Raw genomic sequence first — 22,947 nt, forward strand, 5'->3', positions numbered from 1 at the left:
TCCTTAGGCATTAGGTTCGAAGAAGAAACGAGAAATCGAAGAGCTTCCATTGATTGCCCTTGATGCTTTGGCACCTCGGTTGCCTTCGAACGAGATCGATCGTCTGATCCGGTTACTTCCCCAAATCATCGTGCATTGCAATGTTGCCATTCGCCACCACGCGACACTAGCGGCGCGTGCATAGCGATAACGGGCCACGCCCCTCATGAGCTCTTTTCGACAGTCTCCTCTAATTTTGACTTGGTCGGAAACGCAGAAGCCCCACCGCAGTTCTGCGGGGGGCTTCTGGAGCCCGACAGGCCGCCCTGGGTCGGGCTCGCTACCTTCGAACGCTCAACCCAGCGTCCGCCCAAGGAAATCCTTAATCAAGGGAATGATTTCATCGGCGCGGTCTTCCAGCGCGAAATGTCCGCTGTCGATAAGGTGGAATTCGGCGTTCGGAATGTCCCGCTTGAACGCCTCCGCTCCCGGCGCAGGGAAGATGCTGTCATTTTTGCCCCAAGTGATCAACGTCGGAGGCTGCCGATCACGGAAGAACGCCTGGAATTGCGGATAGAGAGCGACGTTCTTGCGGTAGTCGTAGAAGAGGTCGAGCTGGATCTCAATATTTCCGGGCCGGTCCAGGAACTGCTGGTCATAAACCCAGTTAGCTGGATCGACCCGCGACTGATCGCTCACTCCATCAAGGTACTGAAACTTCGTTACGTCCAAAGACATCAACGGCCGAAGAGCATCGCGCGCTTCCTTTGAATTCGTTGCCCAATAGGCCTTGAGCTGATCCCAGAATGAAGACAAACCATCTTCGTAGGCATTGCCGTTTTGAACGATCATTCCGGTAATGCGCTCAGGATGGCGCAGTGCCAACCGGAACCCTGTCGGAGCGCCGTAATCCATCACGTAGATCGTATACGACTTGATGCCGAGCTTGGTGACGAGTGCGTCCACAATCTCCGCAAAGCGCTCGAAGCTGTAGGGAAACTCTTCGCGGGACGGCATCGAGCTGAGGCCGAACCCCGGATAGTCAGGCGCAACGACGTGGTACTTGTCCGCCAGAGCCGGGATCAGGTTGCGGAACATGTGCGATGATGTTGGGAAACCGTGAAGCAGCAGGACCGCGGGCGCATCGACCGGGCCGGCTTCGCGATAAAAGATATCCAGCCCGTCGATTTCGGCTGTCTGGTGGCGGATGACAGGGAAATTGTACTTGTTGATCGACATCGTTTCTCTCCGAAAGTGTGCGTCGTGCAAGAGCGCCTCGACTGGAGATAGATGTACAGAATTGCCGTTTTCGATTGAATAGACGCGATCTGAAAGTCAATATCTCGAATTATGCAAGAATCACCATTGCCGTCGTTAGGGCCAATGCGCAAATAGCGATGCCTACCGCCAAGTGCCGATGTGGCCGCTTCGCGAAATCCGCCTTCTCTAAAAGATAGCGTTCGAAACTGCTGTCGTGGTGTTGTGATTGCTGACGCATGGTATCTCCTGCGCCAGCAGATAATTCATGTCCGGTCTAAGGATTAGAGCCGCAAGCTTGAGCACTATGGTCACCGCTGATGAACAACCGTTCCACGATCATTAACGCCCTTCAATACGCTCCGATCCAAGAATGAGATTCCTCTGCGGGCCCACAAACAGAACAGGACCGCATCAGGAGAGACCGATGATCACACAGCAAACCGCTGAAAGCGCCAAGTCGACCGCGCCGCAGGTCGAAATTATCCGGCATTCGCCCGAGTATTGGAGGGTTAACCTGAACAACCCACCCCTCAACATCATGACGCCCCAGATGGTTTCGGAATTCTCGGCGATGGTGACAGCCGTCGAGACGGACGCAAATCTGAAGGTCGTGGTAATCGGCAGCAACAATCCCGACTACTTCATGGCTCACTATGATGTCCTGCGCGATGCCGCGGAGTCGATCAACATGAAGCCAGGCCCCACGGGGATGCACCCAGTGCCGGACGCATTCGTTCGTCTGAGCCGGGCACCAGTCGTCAGCATCGCATCCATTCGAGGTCGAGCGACAGGTTCCGGCAGTGAGATCGCCTTGGCGTGTGACATGCGTTTCGCGAGCCGGGAAAATGCCATACTCTCCCACTGGGAGGTCGGCGCGGGTTTCGTTCCGGGTGGCGGTCCGATGGCTCGGATGCCAAGGCTGATGGGCCGTGGACGCGCACTTGAGGTACTTTTAGGAGCCGACGATATCGACGCGGAACTGGCCGAACTGTACGGTTATATAAATCGCGCTATCCCAGACGAGTCGCTGGACCACTTCGTCGACTCCTTCGCGCGGCGCATCGCGTCCTTCAACAAAGAAGCGATCGTTCGTACCAAGAAGTTTGTCGACGATATTAGCCTTCCTTCGGACGCGGAAATGCAACCCGCGTGGGACGCATTCGTCTCCACCGTCGTCAAAGCGCCCGCCCAGGCCAAGCTTGGCGAATTGGTGAAACTGGGCCTTCAACAACCTAGCAATGTAGAGCGGATGCTCGGCTATTATGTCGGGCCGAGGGATTGAGAGGGCACGCCTCTCTTTCCCTGCAAACAATGCACAAACTCAAAACCAAACGCGCTCAAGCCGCACTTGCGGCCATCCCGGAACTGCGATCATTCGCAAACGCGATTCTCGGGCCGGTAGGATGCGTCGACAATCTCATCCACGGAAGCATTGTCGATTGCTGGGGTTCCCCCGAAACAAATACCTTTCGCTTTCATCTGTTTCGATCGTTGGTATCGGCGATCCGCGAGTATCTGGGACGCGAAACGAACAACGAAGGAACCGTGCCCTCCGCTTCGGAAAAAGGCACATCGATTTCGGACGTGCTTTCGGACCTCCCGTATGAACAGCGAGAAGCGTTTACATTGGTAGGCTTGGCAGGCTTTTCGGTCTCTGAAGCCGCGGCTCTCACCGGGCACAGCGTGACGGAGATGGATCGGCTTGCGAAGGAAGGGGCGAGGCTCGCCTATATGGCATGGAGACGAGTGATCCATTAGCTAGTTGCGCATCGCCTCGGGGATTTCTAGATTTGGCGAACATCGGACCCAGGAGACGGAACGGCTTGACTGAAATCGCATCTCGTCAGCTTCTGCAGGTGGATCTCGGCCTCGCTCTTTTCCGCGATGGTGATTCGGCCTCGAGCAGACTTACGCTTGAATTGTTAGACCCCACGATGTCGGGGCCCGCCTTGGCTCGCCTCGAAAACGAAATCGCCGTTTCGTCACACCTCATGCCCCCGTACGCCCCTGGCAACAGGGTGGAAACGTCAGCTGAAGACGTAAAGTCTCTGGTAATGGACGATCCAGGCGGGATTCCTCTTAGACAAGTCGTTGACGGACCGATCGACCTCCCGAAATTTCTCCGCCTGGCGATCGCCCTAACGCGCACGGTAGGTGATCTTCACGATAGGAGGATTGTCCACGGCGATATTCGCCCGGAAGCATTTCTTTTGGACGGCGAAACCCTTGCTTGCCTCATTGGATTCGGCTCGGCACGCCGGACTTCGGACCTACAGGAAACACCGCTGTCTCGGACCATAGAAGACTCACGTCTTCCTTACGTAAGTCCGGAACAGACGGGGCGCATGGACCATCAGCCCGACTATCGCAGTGATCTCTACTCGCTCGGCATCACCTTCTACGAGATGCTTAGTGGCAGGCTTCCATTCGTGGCATCGACAAGCACGGAGTGGATTCATGCACATTTGGCCCGGCAGCCGCTGCCGCTCGGGAGATGGGTGCCGAATGTCCCGGCCCCCATTGCGGCCATCATATTCAAGCTCCTTTCTAAACAGCCTTCGGAACGATATCAGACAGGCCGCGGTCTCCAGGCCGATCTCGAGAGGTGTCTCGCCGACTGGGATCAGCTCGGTTTTCTACAAGCATTTCCGCTTGGGGAACGCGATGCACGCGATCGGCTGCTGATACCCGAACGATTGTACGGGCGCGAAATCGAATTGAGCCGCTTGAAGAGCGAATTCCTCCATGTGAAAAACACCGGCCGATCCCGCGTTGTACTCGTGTCGGGCTACTCCGGTGTCGGTAAGTCCGCGTTGGTGAACGGCTTTCGAAAGACCTTGGAGACGGCCGACATCGTGTTTGCCGCGGGCAAGTTCGATCAGGTCAAACGCCAGGAGCCTTTTTCAACGCTTGTCGAAGCCCTTACAGACGTTATTACAGACATCTCGGGCCTTGAAGGTCCTGTTCGCGCGAACTGGTGCGCGCGCTTGAGCAGCGCCGTCGGAAATAACGGCAGCCTCATAGCAAAACTTGTCCCCGAGATAACGAAGCTGATCGGCGCTCAGCCTGAGCTTCCTTCTTTGCCTCCTGCCGAAGCCCAGGGGAGATTCCGCTTCGTACTAACGCGGTTCCTTGAAGCCTTCTCGAGACCGGGAAATCCGCTGGTGCTGTTCCTCGACGATCTCCAATGGGTGGACAGTGCGACCCTTGAGGTCATGGACCGCATTGTCACCTCGGCCGACGAAAACATCCTCCTGATCGGTGCCTATCGCGACAACGAAATCTCCGCGGGACACCCGCTATTCGAATGGCTTGCCAAGGTTGGAAGGAACGGCGACGAGCTCGAGAGCCTCACACCTCTTCCGTTGGATGAAGACGTCGTCACACAACTCGTCGCGGACGCGCTTGGATGCCCTACCGGGACGGCCGAGACATTGGCCAGGGTCATCCATTCAAAATCCGGTGGCAACCCACTCTTCGCTACCCAGCTTCTCACATCCCTGGTCGATGGGGGCAAGGTGTGTTTCGATCCCGTGGCAAGACAGTGGGTATGGAATGCGGACGACATTGAACGGGCAGCCACCGATGACATCGTCGAACTGATCTCCGCAAAATTGCTGCGACTTAGCCCGGATACGAGATCCGTCCTGAACACGATCGCATGCCTGGGGAACGTCGTATCCGACAGGTTGTTGCATTTCGCATTTGGTGAAACCGCCAAGCTTGATGGCTCTCTGAGGGAAGCCATCATCGCGGGCTTGTTGTATCGCAGAAAAGATTCCTACGCGTTCTTTCACGACAGAGTGCAGGAGGCCGCTTATCGGCTAGCGTCGCCGGCCGAGTTGATCGAAACGCACCTGGGTCTCGGGAGACGGCTTCACGAGACGATACCGCACGATCAACGAGAGGGCCTAATCTTCGATATCGTCAATCAGTATAATCGCGGTTTCTCGCTGATTGACGAGAAAAAAGAGAAGCTAGCGCTTGCGGAATTAAACCTGCAGGCGGCAAGGAAAGCCGAGCAATCCGCGGCCTACTCCGTTGCCCAGGCGTACCACGCGTTTGGAACCCGTCTCGCAGACCTCCTGACTTGCGGCCGCTCGCGCAGACTGTTGTTCGAATTCGAGTTGGGGCTAGCGGAATGCGAATTCATTGGCGGTCAGGGCGAACAGGCGCAGGCTAGATTAGATGCTCTCGCAGCCCGGACGGAGAACCCGGTAGATCGAGCTCGCATAGCCTATTCACAGATCACGCTTTGTACGGCCTTGGGGCAGTTAGGGAAGGCGATTGAAATCTGCCTGTCGTTCATGCGCGAAAACGGCGTGGACTGGGAGGCGGCCCCAACGCGCGAACAGGTGTTGGCGGAATTCGAACCAATTCGAGCAGAAATCGCAGAGCGACAGGTCGAATCCCGATTGTCGCTCCCGGACGTTGAGGAGCCTGCAATTCGCGGGCTGCTGGAAGTGCTGGCGGCGTCTTTGCCTCCTGCCTTTTTCTCCAACGAGAACTTGGTCTGCCTGATCCTGTGCCGCATGGCAAATCTGGCAAAAGCGGCGGGCAACACCGCCGCATCCCCGCTTGGTTATGCGTATCTTGGAATGGTGCTTGGGCCGTACTTCGGAGACTACGCCGCCGGTTATCGTTTCGGCAAGCTAGGCCACGAAATGTCGATGAGGCCCGGCTTCGAGCGTTTCAGAGGCAGGGTCGCCATGACGTTCGCCTACCACGTCCTGCCGTACTCGGAGCCGATCCGCGACGGCAGCGAGCTGTTGAAATCTGCGCTCCAGATTTCCCAGGAATCCGGCGATTTAACTTACGCCGGCTTTTCGACTTGTACGACTGTAAGCTCCATGCTCGCCGCCGGCGACAGCCTGGCGACTGTCGAGCGACGTGCGGGCTTCGGCCTTGAATTTGTACGATCGATCAATTTCGGTCTCATCGCCGATATCGTGACGTCACAGCTCATGATGGTCCGTTGCCTCCAGGGACTGACGTTTTCCCTGGATTCGTTTGACGACGGTGAGTTCGATGAGGGTAGCTTTGAGAGCCGCCTTATTGCGGAGCCTGGTCTATCGATCGCTCGGTGCTGGCATTGGATACGGAAGCTTCAGGCGAGCGTCATATCCTCCGACTTCAAATCGGCGGTGGCTTTCGGGCAGTTGGCAGAGCCCCTGCTTTGGACAACGGGCGGCCATCTTGAGCTGCCGGAGTTCTACTTCTACGACTGCGTGGCCCGCTCTCAGGTATTCACGACTTCGGCAAACGATGCTTCGGAGCAAATCGGTGTGGTCGAAACCCGGACACAGAAGCTCTCCGAGCTGGCACAGAATTGTCCGGAGAACTTTTCGGCCCAGGCCGCCTTGGCCGAAGCCGAATTGGCGCGCATCAAGGGGCGCAGTTTCGAAGCCCTAAAGGGCTACGACGCGGCGATCGAGCTGGCCGCAACTCACGGATTGCCTCATATCGAAGCTCTCGCCAACGAACTGACCGCGCGCTTCTGCACACGAGAGGGCCTATCGACTCTCGCAAAGGCCCATTGGGAGCGAAGCTATTCAGCCTATCGGAAATGGGGAGCCAACGGCAAACTCCGAGCTCTTGAGGTTGTCTTTCCTGATCTGCGACCGTCACAGACTTCGATCGCCTCGGCTATCGTAGACGTGGCGTCACCGTGGGGGAGCGTCGACCTCGAAACAGTCGTCAGGACGTCGTCGGCTGTTTCTGAAGAGACTGTTCATTCCCGAATGATCCGTACTCTGATGATCATCGCACTGGAAAGCGCGGGGGCCCAGAGAGGATTGTTGCTGTTGCCGCGCAACGACTCGATCTGGATAGAGGCTGAGGCCAAGGCAGAAGGCGAAGCGGCTGAAGTCACGTTCAGGCGTGAATTACTGTCGGGGGATGCCGCACCTGCAAGAAGTATTCGCGAGGCTTTCCGGTCCCATGAGCCCGTAATCTTTCAAAGCGATGGCGGTGAAGGACAGAATTGCGCGGCTCTAGCGCTTCCGTTGGTCGCCCGGGGCAAGGCAGTCGGGCTCTTGTACTTGGAAAACAAACTCAACTCTCATGCCTTTTCGCCGGCACGCATAGCGGTGCTCAAACTACTCGCGGCACAGACGGCAATCTCGATCGAAAACTCCTCGCTAGATGAAAAGGAATCACTGCTTAGGGAGGTTCATCACCGCGTAAAGAATAATCTTCAGCTCATCAGCAGCCTGTTGAACCTCCAAGCTAATCGCATCGACGACCCGTCGGTTGCCGAACTCTTCGCCGAGAGCCGCAATAGAGTACGCTCGATGGCTCTCGTTCACGAGAACCTCTACAGGGCGGGCAGTTTCGCACGCATTGCCATGGGCTCGCACATCCAGACTCTGTGCTCGCACCTTGCCCGCGCCTATGTCAGTCGCGAGAAGAGAATCTCGATAGAAGTCGAAGTAGATGACGTTGACCTTGATCTGGATCGCGCGATTGCGTGTGGCCTGATCGTAAACGAACTCGTCTCCAACGCACTGAAACATGGCTTCTCGGAATTACGCGAGGGTGTCGTCAATGTCGCGTTGCGCTGGGAAAAGCCGAATGATTACATACTGGTGGTGCGAGACAATGGCGTTGGCTTGTCGAGTGAGTCGGGGAATAACGACACACTGGGCTTACAGCTGGTTCGCGATCTGGTCGATCAATTGAGAGGTACAATGGAAGTTCGGAACGCCCCCGGTGCTGGTTTTACAATTCGATTTAGCGTGAACGCCACCGGGAGCAGGAAATGACGCCTGCTTCCGTTGTGGTTGTCGAAGATGACAGGATTGTCTCCCGGGATATCCAGCATCAATTGAAACGGCTTGGATATACGGTTGTCGGGACCGCGGTTTCCGGAGAAGAGGCGGTGTCAGAGGTCGCACGCACGAAACCGGATATAGTCCTGATGGACATTCGCCTCGAAGGCGACGTCGACGGCGTGGTTGCCGCGGACACCATTCGGGAACGCTTCCGCATTCCGGTGATATTCCTCACTGCGTACGCCGACGACGAGACGGTTTCCAGAGCGAGCCGATCCGAACCTTTCGGTTACCTTCTCAAGCCGTTCGAGGAGTCGCAACTACGAACCGCAATCGAGATGGCGCTCTACAAACACGCGGCCGAGCGTCGGCTCCAGCAAAGCGAACGACGTTATGCGACGACGCTGTCGAGCATTGGCGACGCAGTGATTGCTACCGATGCAAACGCCAGGATCACATTTATGAATCCGGTGGCGGAAGCATTGACGAAATGGCCTTTGGCAGACGCGGCGGACAAACCGGTTGTCGAAATCTTCCGTATCATCAACGAGGATACAAGGCAGACCGTAGAGGATCCCGTCGCAAAAGTACTGCGCCTGGGAACGATCGTCGGCCTTGCTAATCACACATTGCTCATCGCTCGGGATGGCAGCGAAATTCCGATCGATGACAGCGGTGCGCCGATCATCGATGACCATGGCGAAATATCGGGTGCCGTCCTCGTGTTTCGCGACATCAGTCATAAGAAGAAGATGGACGATGCCCTTAGGCAGGCCCAGGCGGACCTCGCGCTCGTCGCTAGGCTAACGCGGCTTGGAGAATTGGCGGCATCGATCGCCCACGAGGTCAACCAGCCCCTCACTGCAATCGTGTCCAACGCAGAGACGTGCCTCCGATATATCGAAGAAGCCAAAGCTGCTGCCGAGAGGATGGCGGAGAACAGCCACCGCGCTGGAGAAGTAGTCCGCAGCATCCGAAGCCTTGCTAGTCAGACACCGCGCGAATTGTCAGAGGTCGACCTCAACAAGGTGATCACCGAAGTAGTCGAACTCCTTCGTGGGGAGGTCCGCCGACACGCGGCGACGCTCGAAACCAACCTGCGCCCGTCCTTGCCGACCGTCGTCGGCGACCGCGTTCAGGTGCAGCAGGTTGTTTTCAATCTTGTGATGAATGCACTTGAGGCGCTGGATGCGGTCCCCGCGGAGGCGCGCAAGATCGTCGTCTCATCCTTCAATCTCCGTTCGGAAGAAATCCAGATCTCGGTCGCCGACACGGGGCCCGGCTTGTTGGTTGAAGAAGTCGATAAAATCTTCGACGCGATGTTTACGACGAAGCGGGAAGGTATGGGACTAGGCTTATCAATATGCCGTTCGATCGTCGAAGCTCACCGCGGACGGATCTGGGTTTCGGTCGACGAGAACGGAACACCGGGCGCGACGTTCAATTTCACGATCCCGGTAGCTCGCGATGAATGATAATGCCATCCAGAGAAAGCGCGCGGGGACACGCCGCGTCCTGATTGTTGATGACGACAGGGATATCCGCATCGCTTTGGAGGCCCTGCTCAAATCAATCGGCTTCGACATCGAGACGTTCGCATCGGCGGAAGACTTGATAGAACGTGGTAATATTGAAGATGCCGGGTGCCTCGTCCTGGACGTCCGACTAACCGGCCAAAGTGGATTGAGCCTTCAAAGTCATCTCCTGAAACACAAATTCGAAATCCCGATCGTATTCATCAGCGGGCATGCCGACATTCCGATGGCCGTGAGAGCGATCAAGTCCGGAGCCGTTGAATTTCTGACCAAACCTGTTCGTTCGCAGGACTTGATCGATGCAATCCATGTCGCCTTTGCGCGTGACGAGGAGAGGCGAGCCCGTGTCGTCGCCAGCGAACGTACGACTACGATGTATTCTACGCTAACGCCGCGCGAGAGGGACGTCATGGCCCTTATCGTGGAAGGGCACGGAAACAAGCAGGCGGCGTTCCTTCTCGGGATAAGCGAGCCGACGGTAAAGGCTCACCGCGGCCAGGTCATGCGCAAGATGAGCGTACAGACGCTACCGGACCTGGTTCGCCTTGCAGATGAACTCGGCCTCGGCAAGCGCAACGAGCGAACCCCTACCATCGTAGGGGGCGATCATACCGATATCCAATAGATAGCCTCTGCTACCCCGACTAATTTAGCGCGTAGATTCAAGCGTTGTTGGGGATTGAATTGGCAGCCCACGGCAGCCAGATGGCTAGGTACATTGGTTCGGTGAACGTCGAAAGCAGGCAGTCCGGTTCCGGTCACCTGTTCACCGCGACGCACATCGTATCCAAAGGCCTCGGTCGTGAGATGACCTCACCTATTCCCGTTGAGGCTTCATATATAGCGAGCGTTCAGATCAAACCGATCACCCGTCACGAGCTCTGGAAGTCGGGGAAACTTTCCAATTCAATCCCATACCTCAAAGATTCTCTAAGCGTCGTGCATCTCGCGGAAGAACCCCGGATCTATCTTCCGGAAGCATTCGAATGCTTGCAACTGCATCTACCCGAAAGCGCGCTTAGATCATATGCAGAGGCGAACCACGACACACGCACGACGGATATCGAGGTAAAGCCCGGAGAAATCGACCGCGTACTCGCACATCTTGCCCAGGCCCTTCTACCATCCCTCCACGACAAGGGGCGCGTTGGCGACCTTTATTTCGAACAACTAACCCTGGCGATGGTTTCACAAATCCTCAACGGTCATACGGTTCCGCAGACCCTGAAATCCGCTTCGTTTCTCTCCCGCGCACAACTTTCGAAGGCAAAAGAACTGATGGCTCTTACGCCACAGATTTCACTCCTGGACATCGCCCGCGAGTGCGATTTTCCAGCAAGCAGATTTGCCACGGCTTTCCGCGCTGCGGAGGGCGTTTCGCCAAGCCAATGGCAGCGCCGCGAACGCCTTGAACAGGCCAAGCAGCTTTTGACAGGTTCTTCCTTGTCACTGAAAGCCATTGCGGAAAGATGCGGATATGCCGACCAGGGGCATTTCACGCGCGCATTCTCATCAGGAACGGGAGTAACGCCCGGAGCATGGAGACGTGATCGATGAACCACCAAGCAACGCAAGCGGCGACAGGGGCACAGATCGCGAAGTTGTTCGGTGTCTCCGATTTCCAGACGCTAAGATCTTCCGGACTGCGATCCGAACAAATCACGGTAACCAGGCTTAGAAGTTCCAACGGCGGAACCGGGATGACCGATACCATTCCGGAGGAGAAGGCATCCGTCATCAGCTTCCAACTCGAAAATCTACAGCATCATGAGCTTTGGAAGAACGACAAGCTGTTCTATGCAGGCGGCTTTGCGGCGGATACAACAAGTGTAGTACATCTTTCCGAGAGTCCGAGGGCGTATCTCCCCGTCAGTTATGATTGCCTCCAGTTCCACATACCAGATCTCGTGTTGCGAGAGCTCTCGGAGCAGGAGGACTTCCCGACATTTGTCGGGTTGGGTGGAAAGGAAGCTAAGATCGACCCTCTCGCCGCGCATTTAAGTCGATCACTGTTACCCGCACTCGCAAACCCGGCGGCAGCCGGTCGGCTTTTCTTCGACCATGTTGGGGTCGCATACTGCATGCACCTCCTGCGCAATTACTGCGGAGACGCCAGACCGCCGAGTAAGAGTTCGAGTCTTTCGGATCGCCAGGTCCGCGTAGCGCAGGAATTTCTCGAAGCGGGCATGCAGGACGAGCCGTCGCTGATGATGGTGGCTCAAAACTGCGGCATGTCAGTGAGCGTATTTATCAAGGCGTTCAGGCAGTCCACCGGCTCCACCCCACATGAATGGCTGCGTATGAGGAGGATCGAAGTAGCGCGCGATTTGCTTGGCACAACAAGCGATACGCTTGCCGATATTGCCTATGCCTGCGGTTTTGCGGATCAGAGCCATATGAACAGACTATTTGTCTCGCTCACAGGAGAAACACCCGGTCAATACCGCACTAGAATGCGAGGCTCGCTTAGGTGATCTTCACCGCGGAAAGGGCAATACTAGACCTGCGTATAGCTTTCGCCTCAGTATATACAGTGTAACATCTACTCATGCTTCAAATCTCCTCCCTTGAAGCACCAAGCATAGAACCTCGGCGTCCTCCCCTCCACCGAGGTCTGCGGATCCCTGATCCGCCAGGCCGCCTCACTACGCTGGGGCGGCCTCTCATGCGTGTATCGGCAAGCTATACCCGAGCATAGGTCGCGCAAATCGCCGCCGTTGCTATGGTTCCGCCAACAGCACGGCACTAGGCTTGGAACCAGTCTATCCGTAGCTGAACGCACCGAGTAACTGCTGGGGAGAAACATGGGCCTTGGGGTTCTGCTCAACCAACGGGCATCGCACGACAGTCTTCCGCATGACCTGGTGTTAGCCTTGGGCGCTGCAACACTTTGCGTATGCGTATTTTACATAGATTCATTCACGAATATTGAGAGCGCGATAGCTGTTCTCTACGTCGTGGTATTGATGATGTCATCGCCAATCCTCAACGGAAGCGGCCTTGCATTGCTGGTGGTTTGGTGCACGTGTTTGACCCTGTTTTCGTTCGTTTACGGCCACGGAACGTCTTCGGACATTTCAGTCGTAGTCAGACTCATCGTTTCCCTTTCCGCTCTCTACCTCACGTTCGGACTTTTGGTTAAAAACGATGCATCGCGTATCGCATTGTTCCGCGCCAATTCTAACCTTCAAGCGAGCGAAGCTCGCTATCGGGCGATATTCGAACAGAGCCGCATCGCCTTATGGGAGCGAGATTACACGGGGTTAAGAGAATTTGTACTTCAGCTCAAGGAGGAGGGCGTGGAGGATCTGCGAAGTTATTGCGCCGAAAATCCAGCCGTCTTTCCCCAGGCAACCGCGCTGATCAAGACGATCGATGCAAATCGCGCAGCTATGGAACTAATCGATGCAACGGGCATCACCAATGCATCCGCGATCGTTCACGATTTCATAGCGCCGGACGATAACGCCTTCCTTGAGCTGATGACCACCATTTTCGAGGGGAGGAGATTTTTCGAAGGAAAAGGCACGATAACAACTCGCGCAGGAAGGGTTCGCCACGTTTTAATCAGCCTGGCATTCCCAGAGCGATCCGAGGATTTCAACCGAGTGGTTGTCGGCATGATCGACATCACGGAACGAGAAATAGCGGAGAAGGCGTTGGCAGAGGCCCGCGCAGATCTGATGGGTGCCTTGCGGCTAAGTGCCGTGGGCGCTTTGACCGCATCCTTGGCACACGAGCTCAACCAGCCTCTAGGCGCGATCGTAATGAACGCACAGACACTTGACCGCTGGATCGACAGAACTCCGCCCGACATCGAGTCGGCAAAACGCTCGATCGACCGGATCGTGCGCGACGCTCAGAGGGCGAGTAACATCATCGGAAACACTCGATCGAAGATACGAAACCAACCGCCGCTCCTGGAGAATTTCTGCCTCGCGACAATGGTGGAGGAAACCCGCGCACTTATGGAGTACGAGCTGCGGTCGGCAGGCGTTAACATGGAAATCGCCGTCAGAAACCGTATACCTCCCGTTTTCGGAAGCAGGATTGAGCTGCAGCAGGTGCTGATCAATCTCGTGACTAATTCGATCCAGGCGTTCGAGGGCTCCCAAGCGTCGCGACGTTCTATCAAAGTCGACGTTGAACAAGAGGCAAGCAACGTCCTGATTTCGGTCACGGACAACGGACCAGGTATTTCCCAGGCGGTCCGAGATAAGCTGTTCACCCCCTTCCAAACGACCAAGAAAAACGGGACGGGGATCGGTCTTTCGATATGTCGCTCCGCAATGGAAGCGCTTGGCGGTGGTCTGAAGGTTGCGACGGAGGGTGACGTTGGAGCCAGTTTCCAGATGCGGATACCTTTGCGAGCTTCCTATGTCGGCTGATCAATCGGATGGAGTGACTGTGCTGATTATCCACGGTGTCGACACGATACGAAATTCGCTGGAACGGATGCTGACGTCCAGAGGACTTCCGGTTTGCACGTACGCGACTCCCGCGGATGTCCGAGGTGAACTGCGCGATGCAAAGGGCTGCCTGTTGTTAGACGAGGCGTTCGCCAGCCACGACCATTTCGCCTCGCTGGCAGCTGCTTCGTTCTCGATACCCGTTGTCTTGATTTTGGCTGGTGAAGCCCGCTCCCGAGTATGCGTCGGCAGAGATGTCGTCGGTTCTTTAGCCCTGCCGTTGGTCGAAACGCAGGTCTTGGAAGCTGTGGCAAACGCTCTCGCGGAAGACGCCGGTCGACGATTGCAGCTCTCCATGCTCGAAGAAGCTCGCGTTTCCTTCGCGCAGCTTGATGCAGAGGAGCGTGCCCTCCTTACTCGGCTGATTAACGGAGGCGGCACCGAGCAGCCGGTGGCCGTATCGCAAATCGCTGTCCACAGGGGTCTTTTGCGGAAATTGAACGCCGGGTCGACCAGTGAGCTTTTCAGAAAACTCGAGCTGCTGAAGGAATTCCTCTGGGCAGACCGCGGCGCGCCTATTTGAGAAGCCGGAGAGTCTCGAGATCCGCATGGCAATCCCTCCCTCCTCTCAACCTCGCATCGCTGTCGTGGATGACGACCGCTCGATACGGGAAGCACTCCAGGACATGCTGCAATCATACGGCTACAGCTGCAGCACATTTGACTCCGCGAAGGCCTTTCTCGGTTTCGACAGTGCATCGGATTTTGACTGCATCATCCTGGATGTCAGCATGCCGGAAATCGACGGGCTAGAGTTGCAAGCTAGTCTCAGGACGGCCGGATTGAATGTTCCGATTGTTTTCGTGACTTCACATGATGATGACAGGACCAGGGACGCCGCACTCGCCGGAGGCGCTTTGGCGTTTTTAGGAAAGCCTGTTGACCTGGAACGGTTGCTCCATTTCATCAGTATCGCAATGTGCCGCTAGCATCAGCGAGCTGTCAGCGGTGTGTTTCTAGAGCCAGGTTTGCCATGAGCCTCCGAAGGGCGGCCGTAAGGGCAGTTCGCGATGTTTCTAGGAGTGAACAGGGCGTGGTTCGACGACGCAGAGCCGATGGACATATCCGGAATCTAAAAAGGGGTTCGCGGGGGAGCCTGCGAACCCCTCTACACGATTGGGGCGGGAGGTCTTAGAACCCGTCCCAGCCGCGTGCACGCATCAGCTGGGAAGATCAGAAACTACGCTGGAGACGCACGAAACCGTCCACGAAATCGTTGTCGTCTTCGTCGTGGTAATTGACCGCCACCTTGGTCGCGAGGTTGGAAACGATCTGGTAGTCAACTGTCAAGCCAGCGGTCCAGGCGTCACCTCCATGAAAACCCGAGCCGTCAGCGTCGAGATCGATCTTGCCGAAATACTGAAAGCCGGGTGTCACGGAAAGCTTGTCGTTGACAGCCAATTCATACTGAGTTCCGACGCTCCATTCGGAAGTCTCGTAGTAGTAGTTCGCGCCGCTAGCCCAGACGCCGTAAACAGTGAATACACCGGGGCCGACGTCCGCATTCACGATTGCGCGGACCGCGCCCTCCTCGTTATCCGTGTCATAGCCGCCGAGAACATAAGCGCTGAATGCACCCATCTTCGCCGATACCTGACCCGAAACACCGAAGTTGTTGGGGCCTTCGCCGGGCTTTTCGGCGTATCGGTCCTCAAGCTCGTCGAGCGATACGCCGACAGCGTAGCTATCCGTCTCGTACTGGTAACGAATTGCATTCCAACGTGTGTCGTTCGTGGCGAGCAAGTCGGTCTCGCCGCTCGGATCATCATCCCACCAGCTATACTGCATACCAACGCGCAAACCAGCGATGTCGATGTAGCCTTCGTTGAGGAAGGTCGACCCCTGCGAGGCGTTCTCGGCATTTGTGCGAAGCGTGATGACGCCCGTCAACGCACCCCACTCCGTGTCGCTTTTGGACGTGAAAGTCACTTGTCCACGGGTCCAGAGAGACCAGTCGGACGTGCCGGAAAGGTCAGGCCCGAACCGCGCCTCGGTACGGATGTAACCGCCGATCTTGAGACATGTGTCCGAGCCCGGGATATAGAAAAAACCGGTGCCATAAGCGTCGCACACCCGGACGTATTCTACCGGCTCGGGCTGTGCGGCGACTATCGCGTCTGCCGCCTGCACCCCCGACGTGGCCGCAAGGGCCGCGACCGATGCCACCAAAACCATCTTCAACTTCATCTTCTCTCCATTCGACTGCTGGTCAGTAATTAGTGTCGCCTTTCAGTGGCAAGCGCCGCGGAATCGGCTCTTCATCATCGTCCACCGCCCGCGTTGGATACGGCAGCATCGGGCGGGCGGGCAGGTATGTCCGCGTGACATTAGAGTTCACATGTTTTGAACATCACCGGACCTGAAAGCGGCGTCTCTCAGCGCGTAGACCGCGATGGGTTCCCCGATGCCCTTCAGCGGAAACGAGCCCATAAATTCGGTGAGTTCGAAACAGTCGGCGATTTCGATGAATGCCCTCGACATCAGCACCGAGCGGCCAAGCTCCTTCGTCATGCCTTCCAGTCTGCTGGCCACGTTGACGGCTGGTCCGATTACGGTGAAGTCCAGTCTGCTTCTGGATCCGATGTTCCCATACATCACCTCGCCGACATGGACGCCCATTCCATAACGAAGTACGTCGAGTCCGCGACCGCTTATCCTCTCGTTGAGAACGTTCATCCGATCCCGGGCTTCAGCGAGCGCGAGCATGAGATTCATGCAGGCGTCCGGCACGCTGAGCGGGAAAATCGCAAGCAAGCCATCACCGAGGAACTTGAGGATCTCGCCCCCGTGGCGAGTGATCGGCTCCGACATCGCATCGAAGTAATCGTTCAACAGTTCGATGACGTCATCACGGGGCCAGACATCGGAGATCGTCGTGAAGTCCCGAAGATCGCAAATGACGATGGCGGCATTCAGCGTCACCCCGCTCCCGCGCGTTGTCGCGCCGGCGAGGATCTGCTCGCTGGCATGGGGCCCTACATATGTTTCGAGAAGCGTTCGGGCGAGGCGATTTTTCACCCTGATTTCGCTGACAAGAGAGAATACCGGAAGGATATCCTTCAATGCCAACAGGTGGCCTTGCCGGAAACCGCGTTGGCGCTTTGTGGCGAAAGTCATGACATGCCGCTGGCCCAGGGTATGTTCGAGCGGCCAGGCGATGTAGTCTACGTATCCCTGATCGCGCAGATCACGCAGAACTGCCGGCAAAGTGTCACGCTTGGCCTCGGCAAGCCGCTGGCGGTACCGCGAAGAGCCGTCGTTTATGGCTTTGACGGGACTGCCGACGTAGTCGTCGTTTTGTTCGATCTCATAACCGAATGTCTTGATCTCGGCCTCGGTCAGCCCGTTCTCCCACATGATGCGTGCGCCGAGCCATTGAGGGTGATGAGTACGGATATGTATGGTGGCGCGGTCCACTGGGACCCCTGCCTCGGACAGCCGTTCGCATAGCTGCACAAGGATATTGTCGATGTAGCGCTCGCCACGGGTGTCGTTGACAAGCCAGTCAAGCACCGGGCTCTTGCGGATCGGCCAACGTCCGCCATGCTGTTCCAATTCGCTGCTCCAAATTGTGGCCCCCCTGGCTCACGCGTCCCCGGCCTATACTCGGGTATAGCTGTGCTTCGGGGGTGTGCGAGTATTACCTCTCTCGCTGCCGCCCATCCCTAGCTCGGGCGGCACTCAGGGCGTCGGGCCTGCCATCAGCCGGGCAGGCCCGATACAACCTATTCGGATTAGCTGGAGGCACTAACGTTGGCGAAGAGCATTCCCAAGCCTTCCGAAATGGTAGGATGAGCGAGGATCGCGTCGCGCAGGACCGGATAGGGAAGCCCTCCGAGCATCGCCATCTGAACGACGGACATCACTTCGCCCGCGTTGACGCCGAGCATGCTGAAACCGAAGATCTCGTCGGTGTCGGCCGAGACGATCGCCTTCATAAAACCTTGCCGTTTCGACATCGTCCGGGCGCGCGGGATTACGTCCATGGCGAGCTTAGCGACCCGGTACTCCAGCCCTTCCCGCTTCGCATCCTCTTCGTTGATCCCAACTCTCGCGAATTCGGGATCGATGAACACCACATAAGGAACGAGACGCCCATCCGTAGAGCGGAAGCCTTCTTCAAGGCTGCTCTTGACGACGCGGTAGTCGTCCAGCGACGCGTGCGTGAACATTGGGCTGCCTGCTACCTCGCCCATAGCCCATACGCCTTCCGCCGAGGTCCGTAGCTGATCGTCGACTTTGATAAAGCCACGTTCGTCTACGTCGATGCCTGCCAAATCCAATCCTATCCCGGCAGTTCGCGGGGTTCGCCCGGCAGCTACCAGCAGATGCGAGCCTTCGAATTCCCCCCCGTCGCCTGTTTTCACGACTACGCGCTGACCGGATGTCCCCTGTACCGTCAAATCCTTGCAATCAAGAGCGACGCAAATGCCTTCATTCTGAAGTACGTCTGTGATGCCCTTCGATGCGTCGAGGTCTTCGCGGGGCGCTAGCCTCGAGCCACGCTCGATAATGGTCACGTCCGCACCCAACCGGCGAAACGCCTGACTCATTTCCATGCCGATGTAACCGCCGCCCAATACGAGGAGCCGCGTCGGCAGATCGCCTAGTCGCAACGCCTCCTTGTGGGTTAGCGGCTGCGCCTCCTTCAACCCCGGTATCTCCGGTATCGTCGCTACGGTTCCGAGATTGATGAAGATCTGCGGAGCAGAGAGGCGGCGAATCGAGCCGCTTGCAACAACTTCGATTGTCTTGGGCGCGATGAATTTCCCAAAGCCGAGAACCAGATGTAATCCGCTCGCGTCGAAACCGGCCTGGTTTGTCGCAACCATTTCCGCCACGACCTTCGCAGTGCGGTCGCGAACGGCGGGGAGGTCTGTACGGACATTCTCGATGATCGTTCCGAAAGCCGAAGTAGTCCGTGCCTCATAGGCGACTTCCGCGCTTCGGATCAGCGTCTTACTGGGAATGCAGGCCACATTGATACACGAGCCGCCAATCATCCCCTCCTCGACGACCGCGACCCGCCTGCCCGCTCTGGCTTTTTCCATCGCGAGCGTCTTCCCGGCTTTACCGCCACCGAAGACAATCATGTCAAACGTTTCGATATCAGTCATAACGGCTCCATGTCACAGACTACGTGAAGCCAATCATCATAGGGCGGCTGGGATAGTATTGAACGACCTCGCAATCCTTTGACGCCGAGCCGTGCGCTGCTGTTGATTTCGTGAATTAGAACGCGTCGCGGTAGGCAAAGAGGCCGGGCGTCCCGCCGGTCATCAAGAAGAGAACATTGCTGCCTGGGGAAACAATGCCGGACTTGATATCTGTCAGAAGACCTGCGAACGCCTTGCCTCCGTAGACAGGGTCAAGCAGCAGACCCTCCTGTCTGGCCATCAATCGAACCGCGTCCACCATTGCCCTTGTTGGAATGCCGTATCCGTCACCAAAATGTGCATCCGAGAGATTAACCTCATTCGCCGTTAGCGCGGCCGGCCTGTGCAGGAGCTCGAGCGTTGCGTTCACCTTTGAAACTGTGTCGGCAATCGCCTTTTCTGCATTGCCGAGAACCGAATGGGCACGCACCGATTTTGGATCCTGGTCCAGCAGTATGGCACCAGCAAGCAAACCGGCATGCGTGCCGCCGCTCCCGTTCGGCAAGATTGTAAGATCGAACTCAACGCCGAGGTCTCGCGATTGCCGATGAATTTCGAATGCACATCTCGCGTAGCCAAGGCAACCCACAGGAGTCGACCCACCGAGCGTCGCGACAAATGCTTTTCTCTTAATCGCAGCAAGTTCAGCGACGCGCTTCTCGATGAACTCAATAGTGTTCGCTCCCTCCGGCAACGCATGAACCGTCGCACCGAAGAGCTCATCAAGCATCACGTTCCCGCTACGCTGGTATGCTTCCGAGTTATTGGGCACCATTTGCGTCAGAACCAGCTCGCAGGACAATCCACGGCGCGCCGAAGCTGCGGCTGCAAGTCGGGCAAAGTTCGACTGGACACCGCCAACGGCAATAATGGTATCGCAATTTTCGTTGGTGGCTTGTCCAAGTAGGAATTCGAGCTTTCTTAGCTTGTTACCACCACCGCCAAGCGTCATGTGATCGTCACGCTTCGCCCAGATCCGCGTTCCTCTTAAATCAGCTCCTAAGGCGTCTTCAATTCGAAAGAGGCGTTCAATTGGAGTCGCGTGCTCCATTAGCGTAACGCGGGGAAATATGTCGAAGGGATTACCCGAAGTTGGCATGGCGAAACCCGTTAATTCGAAAGCAGTTGCTGTCGGTGGTTGTGGGCTTAAAGTATAGAACGCCGCGTTATCTTTTTGTATTTTTCGCCGTAAATTCTGGGTCTTGATCCCTCATCGCTGCTGGTCTCTCCCCTAATTATGAGGGGTCGCTTTAATAAACGCTATAATATTCATAGTTGCATAACTGTTGCGACTTACGGTCCGGCCGACGACAGCGGGAGACCGGCGCATGGGTCAGAAAATGGCGAATGATCAAGTCGATGATCTGGACATTCAGGAGGAGCTACGAGGATGGAAGCAGCGATACATCGAGCTTCAGCAGCGTTATGAATGGCTTGAAGCCATGATCAACCACGTGCCTGATTACATATATGCGAAAGACCGAGAGGGTCGCTTTCTTTTCGCGAACGATGCCATTGTGGTGAACAATGGGTTTGCTCATGTCGATGACCTAATCGGCCTTACCGACGCGGATATCCACCCTAGTTCGACCGCCGAGGAAATTGCACTTGTGGAGCGCAGGGTGATCGAGACTGGTGAGCCCGATCTCGGGGTAGAGGAACGTCGCCTCAAGGGCGATGGTTGGCTCATGATGTCTCGCGTTCCACTGCGAAACCCCGACGGCGCGACAATCGGGGTTGTTGGTGCTTCCCGCGACATCACCGCGCGCAAACGGGCGGAAGCGCTCATGAACGCACAGTCGAAATTGCTGCATCAGGTAGCTCGAGGCGTCGATCTTGACGGTTTCCTTGCGGATGCAAGCGCCTCGCTCGACGAATTGGTCGGTCTTGGACAGGTAGTAATCATCCTCGATACCGGGGCCGATCCCGCTTCCGCGCCAGCGCGAGAATTTCCGATAAATTCACGAGATGGGCGAAGGCATGGCAACTTGATCGCACCGAATGGGATCCCGAATGAGCCGAACGTGGAGGAATTCCTCGAAGGAGTCGCCCAGACGATAGGAATCGCGATCGACCGCGACCGGGATGTGGCCAAAATAGCGTTCCTCGCAGAGCACGATGCTCTCACCGGGCTGCCGAACCGAGCAGTGCTCGATCGCAAGATAGAAGCGATGCTCCGGTCCTCGCCTTGGTCATCCGTCATTGTCGCCTTCGTCGACCTCGATAACTTCAAGCTTGTGAACGACAGTCTTGGGCATGCCGCGGGCGATCAACTTCTGCAGGTGATTGCCAGGAGAATTTCCACTCAAATCGGAAGCGACGGAGTTGTTTCACGTATCGGCGGCGACGAGTTCATCGTCGTCATGCAGGACGAGCCCGAGGTGGCGAGTGAAAAATTCCGCAGCATATTGGCAGCCACGGCCGAGCCATTGACTGTCGGCGGCGTCGAGATGCGGATCACCTGCAGCATCGGCGTTGCCTGTCGTGGGCTCCACGGGGAGACGGCATCCAAGCTGTTCGCAAACGCGGATATGGCGCTCTACAAGGTCAAGGAGCGCGGACGCAACGGTATGCAGATGTTCAGGTCTGAGATGGCGGACGAGGCTAGGGACAAGCTCGGCCGGATCGAGGAATTGCGTCGGGCGATCGAACTTGAGGAATTCGTTGTCTACTACCAGCCGCAAACAAGCGTCGCGACGGGTCGGATAACGAGCGTCGAAGCCCTTGTGCGTTGGCAGCACCCCTATCACGGATTGCTGGCTCCGGATCGCTTCATTCCTCTTGCCGAGGAAACCGGGCTTATCGTTGCCATCGGCGAGATCGTTTTAAGGAAGGCCTGTCGGCAGGCTATGGAATGGCAAAGGCGCGGGCTTCCACTCCGTGTTGCGGTAAACGTATCGGCCAGGCAATTTCTCGAGGCGACGCTAGTAGATCAGGTGGCATCGGTGCTCGCCGACACCGGGTTATCCGCGGAATGGCTCGAACTCGAAATTACCGAAAGCCTAATCATGCAAGACGCCAAGCGGGCGGTCGAGCGCATGCATGAGCTAAAAGTCCTGGGTATGAGTTTGTCTATCGACGATTTCGGCACGGGTTATTCCAGCCTGAGCACGCTCAAAAACTTTCCTATCTCCAGGCTCAAGATCGACCGTTCGTTCATAAGGGAGATTCCACATGATACGAGTGACATGGCGATCACGTCGGCGATAGTGTCGCTCGGAAGAATTCTCGGATTGGAGATCGTCGCCGAGGGAGTGGAGACCAACGAGCAGGCCGAATTTCTCGCACAATCCGGATGCGACATTTTCCAAGGATATCTCATCTCACGCCCACTCCACGCAGCAGGCTTGGATGCACTATTCGCAGCACATTCATCTTCGACACTGCACGCGCCGTACGGGCACCCCATTAGCCGCGACGCGGCTTAGCCGTCAATGTCAATAACTACGCGGCCCATCATCCACTGAATCAAGCCACTGCTGTTCGCCAGACTATCGGAGCGGGCGTCGTCGAGCTTGCGAATGCTATTGAGGAAATCCATTGCTGGATCATCGCCGAGAAAAACCGGTTCCAATGATGAGAGCACTTTTGGTTTCATTTTAAGTCCTTCCAAGAAAGCTTCGTCTCCTCGGAAGATCCAGCTTCCGCCCGTCTGTTCAGTCGCGGTGAACCAATTTCCAGCGGCGTGAGGCGGAGTAGTGCGCATGTTGTAACCGCATTAAGCCGGTCAAGATTGTTCGTTTCCGCGTTTTATTGACAGTCCGTAACCCAGCCA

At 56.6% G+C, this 22,947-nt stretch carries 17 protein-coding genes; 11 read left to right on the forward strand and 6 right to left on the reverse strand.

All coding sequences use genetic code 11. The features are described from left to right. Positions 1-333: 333 nt before the first annotated feature. A complete protein-coding gene (locus tag JNB85_RS01560) occupies positions 334-1,218 on the reverse strand; it encodes an alpha/beta fold hydrolase (protein WP_220332633.1) in 885 nt (294 codons plus the stop codon). A 445-nt stretch (positions 1,219-1,663) separates the two neighbouring features. Here JNB85_RS01560 and JNB85_RS01565 point away from each other — a divergent pair, with 445 nt between their 5' ends. From JNB85_RS01565 to JNB85_RS01610, 10 genes are all read left to right on the forward strand, one after another. Further along, the gene (locus JNB85_RS01565; protein WP_220332634.1) at positions 1,664-2,521 is read left to right on the forward strand and encodes an enoyl-CoA hydratase/isomerase family protein; all 858 of its coding nucleotides are present in this window, start codon (positions 1,664-1,666) and stop codon (positions 2,519-2,521) included. A 29-nt stretch (positions 2,522-2,550) separates the two neighbouring features. Next, positions 2,551-2,997 carry a hypothetical protein gene (locus JNB85_RS01570; RefSeq protein ID WP_220332635.1) on the forward strand — a complete coding sequence of 149 codons (447 nt, stop codon included), beginning with the start codon at positions 2,551-2,553 and terminating at the stop codon, positions 2,995-2,997. Positions 2,998-3,062: 65 nt separating this feature from the next. Continuing rightward, a complete protein-coding gene (locus JNB85_RS01575; protein ID WP_220332636.1) occupies positions 3,063-8,003 on the forward strand; it encodes an AAA family ATPase in 4,941 nt (1,646 codons plus the stop codon). Continuing rightward, a complete protein-coding gene (locus tag JNB85_RS01580; RefSeq protein WP_220332637.1) occupies positions 8,000-9,487 on the forward strand; it encodes an ATP-binding response regulator in 1,488 nt (495 codons plus the stop codon). The genes JNB85_RS01575 and JNB85_RS01580 overlap by 4 nt, the downstream gene beginning before the upstream one ends. Next, positions 9,480-10,172: a response regulator transcription factor gene (locus JNB85_RS01585; protein WP_220332638.1), complete on the forward strand. Its 693-nt coding sequence runs from the start codon at positions 9,480-9,482 to the stop codon at positions 10,170-10,172. The genes JNB85_RS01580 and JNB85_RS01585 overlap by 8 nt, the downstream gene beginning before the upstream one ends. Positions 10,173-10,231: 59 nt before the next feature. Beyond that, positions 10,232-11,104 carry a helix-turn-helix transcriptional regulator gene (locus JNB85_RS01590; RefSeq protein ID WP_220332639.1) on the forward strand — a complete coding sequence of 291 codons (873 nt, stop codon included), beginning with the start codon at positions 10,232-10,234 and terminating at the stop codon, positions 11,102-11,104. After that, positions 11,101-12,021, forward strand: a complete 921-nt coding sequence (locus JNB85_RS01595) for a helix-turn-helix domain-containing protein (RefSeq protein WP_220332640.1) — start codon at positions 11,101-11,103, stop codon at positions 12,019-12,021. Before JNB85_RS01590 ends, JNB85_RS01595 begins: the two co-directional genes overlap by 4 nt. Positions 12,022-12,351: 330 nt before the next feature. Then, the gene (locus tag JNB85_RS01600) at positions 12,352-13,935 is read left to right on the forward strand and encodes a sensor histidine kinase (protein WP_220332641.1); all 1,584 of its coding nucleotides are present in this window, start codon (positions 12,352-12,354) and stop codon (positions 13,933-13,935) included. Next, a complete protein-coding gene (locus tag JNB85_RS01605) occupies positions 13,925-14,539 on the forward strand; it encodes a response regulator transcription factor (RefSeq protein ID WP_220332642.1) in 615 nt (204 codons plus the stop codon). The genes JNB85_RS01600 and JNB85_RS01605 overlap by 11 nt, the downstream gene beginning before the upstream one ends. 25 nt (positions 14,540-14,564) lie before the next feature. Next, complete coding sequence (locus tag JNB85_RS01610; RefSeq protein ID WP_220332643.1) at positions 14,565-14,945, forward strand: response regulator transcription factor; 381 nt, start codon at positions 14,565-14,567, stop codon at positions 14,943-14,945. Positions 14,946-15,189: 244 nt separating this feature from the next. Here JNB85_RS01610 and JNB85_RS01615 read toward each other — a convergent pair whose 3' ends face one another. The 4 genes from JNB85_RS01615 to JNB85_RS01630 form a co-directional block, all read right to left on the reverse strand. Continuing rightward, positions 15,190-16,203: a porin gene (locus JNB85_RS01615; RefSeq protein WP_220332644.1), complete on the reverse strand. Its 1,014-nt coding sequence runs from the start codon at positions 16,201-16,203 to the stop codon at positions 15,190-15,192. 147 nt (positions 16,204-16,350) lie between these two features. Continuing rightward, on the reverse strand, positions 16,351-17,571 hold the full coding sequence (locus JNB85_RS01620; protein WP_222858536.1) for an adenylate/guanylate cyclase domain-containing protein: 1,221 nt from the start codon (positions 17,569-17,571) through the stop codon (positions 16,351-16,353). A gap of 179 nt (positions 17,572-17,750) precedes the next feature. Next, positions 17,751-19,133 carry an FAD-dependent oxidoreductase gene (locus JNB85_RS01625; RefSeq protein ID WP_220332645.1) on the reverse strand — a complete coding sequence of 461 codons (1,383 nt, stop codon included), beginning with the start codon at positions 19,131-19,133 and terminating at the stop codon, positions 17,751-17,753. 115 nt (positions 19,134-19,248) lie between these two features. Continuing rightward, positions 19,249-20,271 (reverse strand): D-cysteine desulfhydrase family protein, encoded by a 1,023-nt coding sequence (locus JNB85_RS01630; RefSeq protein ID WP_220332646.1) that lies wholly within the window; start codon positions 20,269-20,271, stop codon positions 19,249-19,251. Positions 20,272-20,500: 229 nt separating this feature from the next. Here JNB85_RS01630 and JNB85_RS01635 point away from each other — a divergent pair, with 229 nt between their 5' ends. Then, on the forward strand, positions 20,501-22,600 hold the full coding sequence (locus tag JNB85_RS01635; RefSeq protein WP_223216393.1) for a putative bifunctional diguanylate cyclase/phosphodiesterase: 2,100 nt from the start codon (positions 20,501-20,503) through the stop codon (positions 22,598-22,600). Here JNB85_RS01635 and JNB85_RS01640 read toward each other — a convergent pair. Next, entirely contained in the window at positions 22,597-22,878 is a 282-nt protein-coding gene (locus tag JNB85_RS01640) for a hypothetical protein (RefSeq protein WP_220332647.1), read from the reverse strand. The two genes, JNB85_RS01635 and JNB85_RS01640, sit on opposite strands and share 4 nt — an antisense overlap. Between the last annotated feature and the right edge of the window lie 69 nt (positions 22,879-22,947).

The sequence above is a fragment of the Rhizobium mesosinicum genome, assembly GCF_019511345.1.
In the GTDB taxonomy this organism is placed as follows: Bacteria; Pseudomonadota; Alphaproteobacteria; order Rhizobiales; family Rhizobiaceae; genus Rhizobium; species Rhizobium mesosinicum.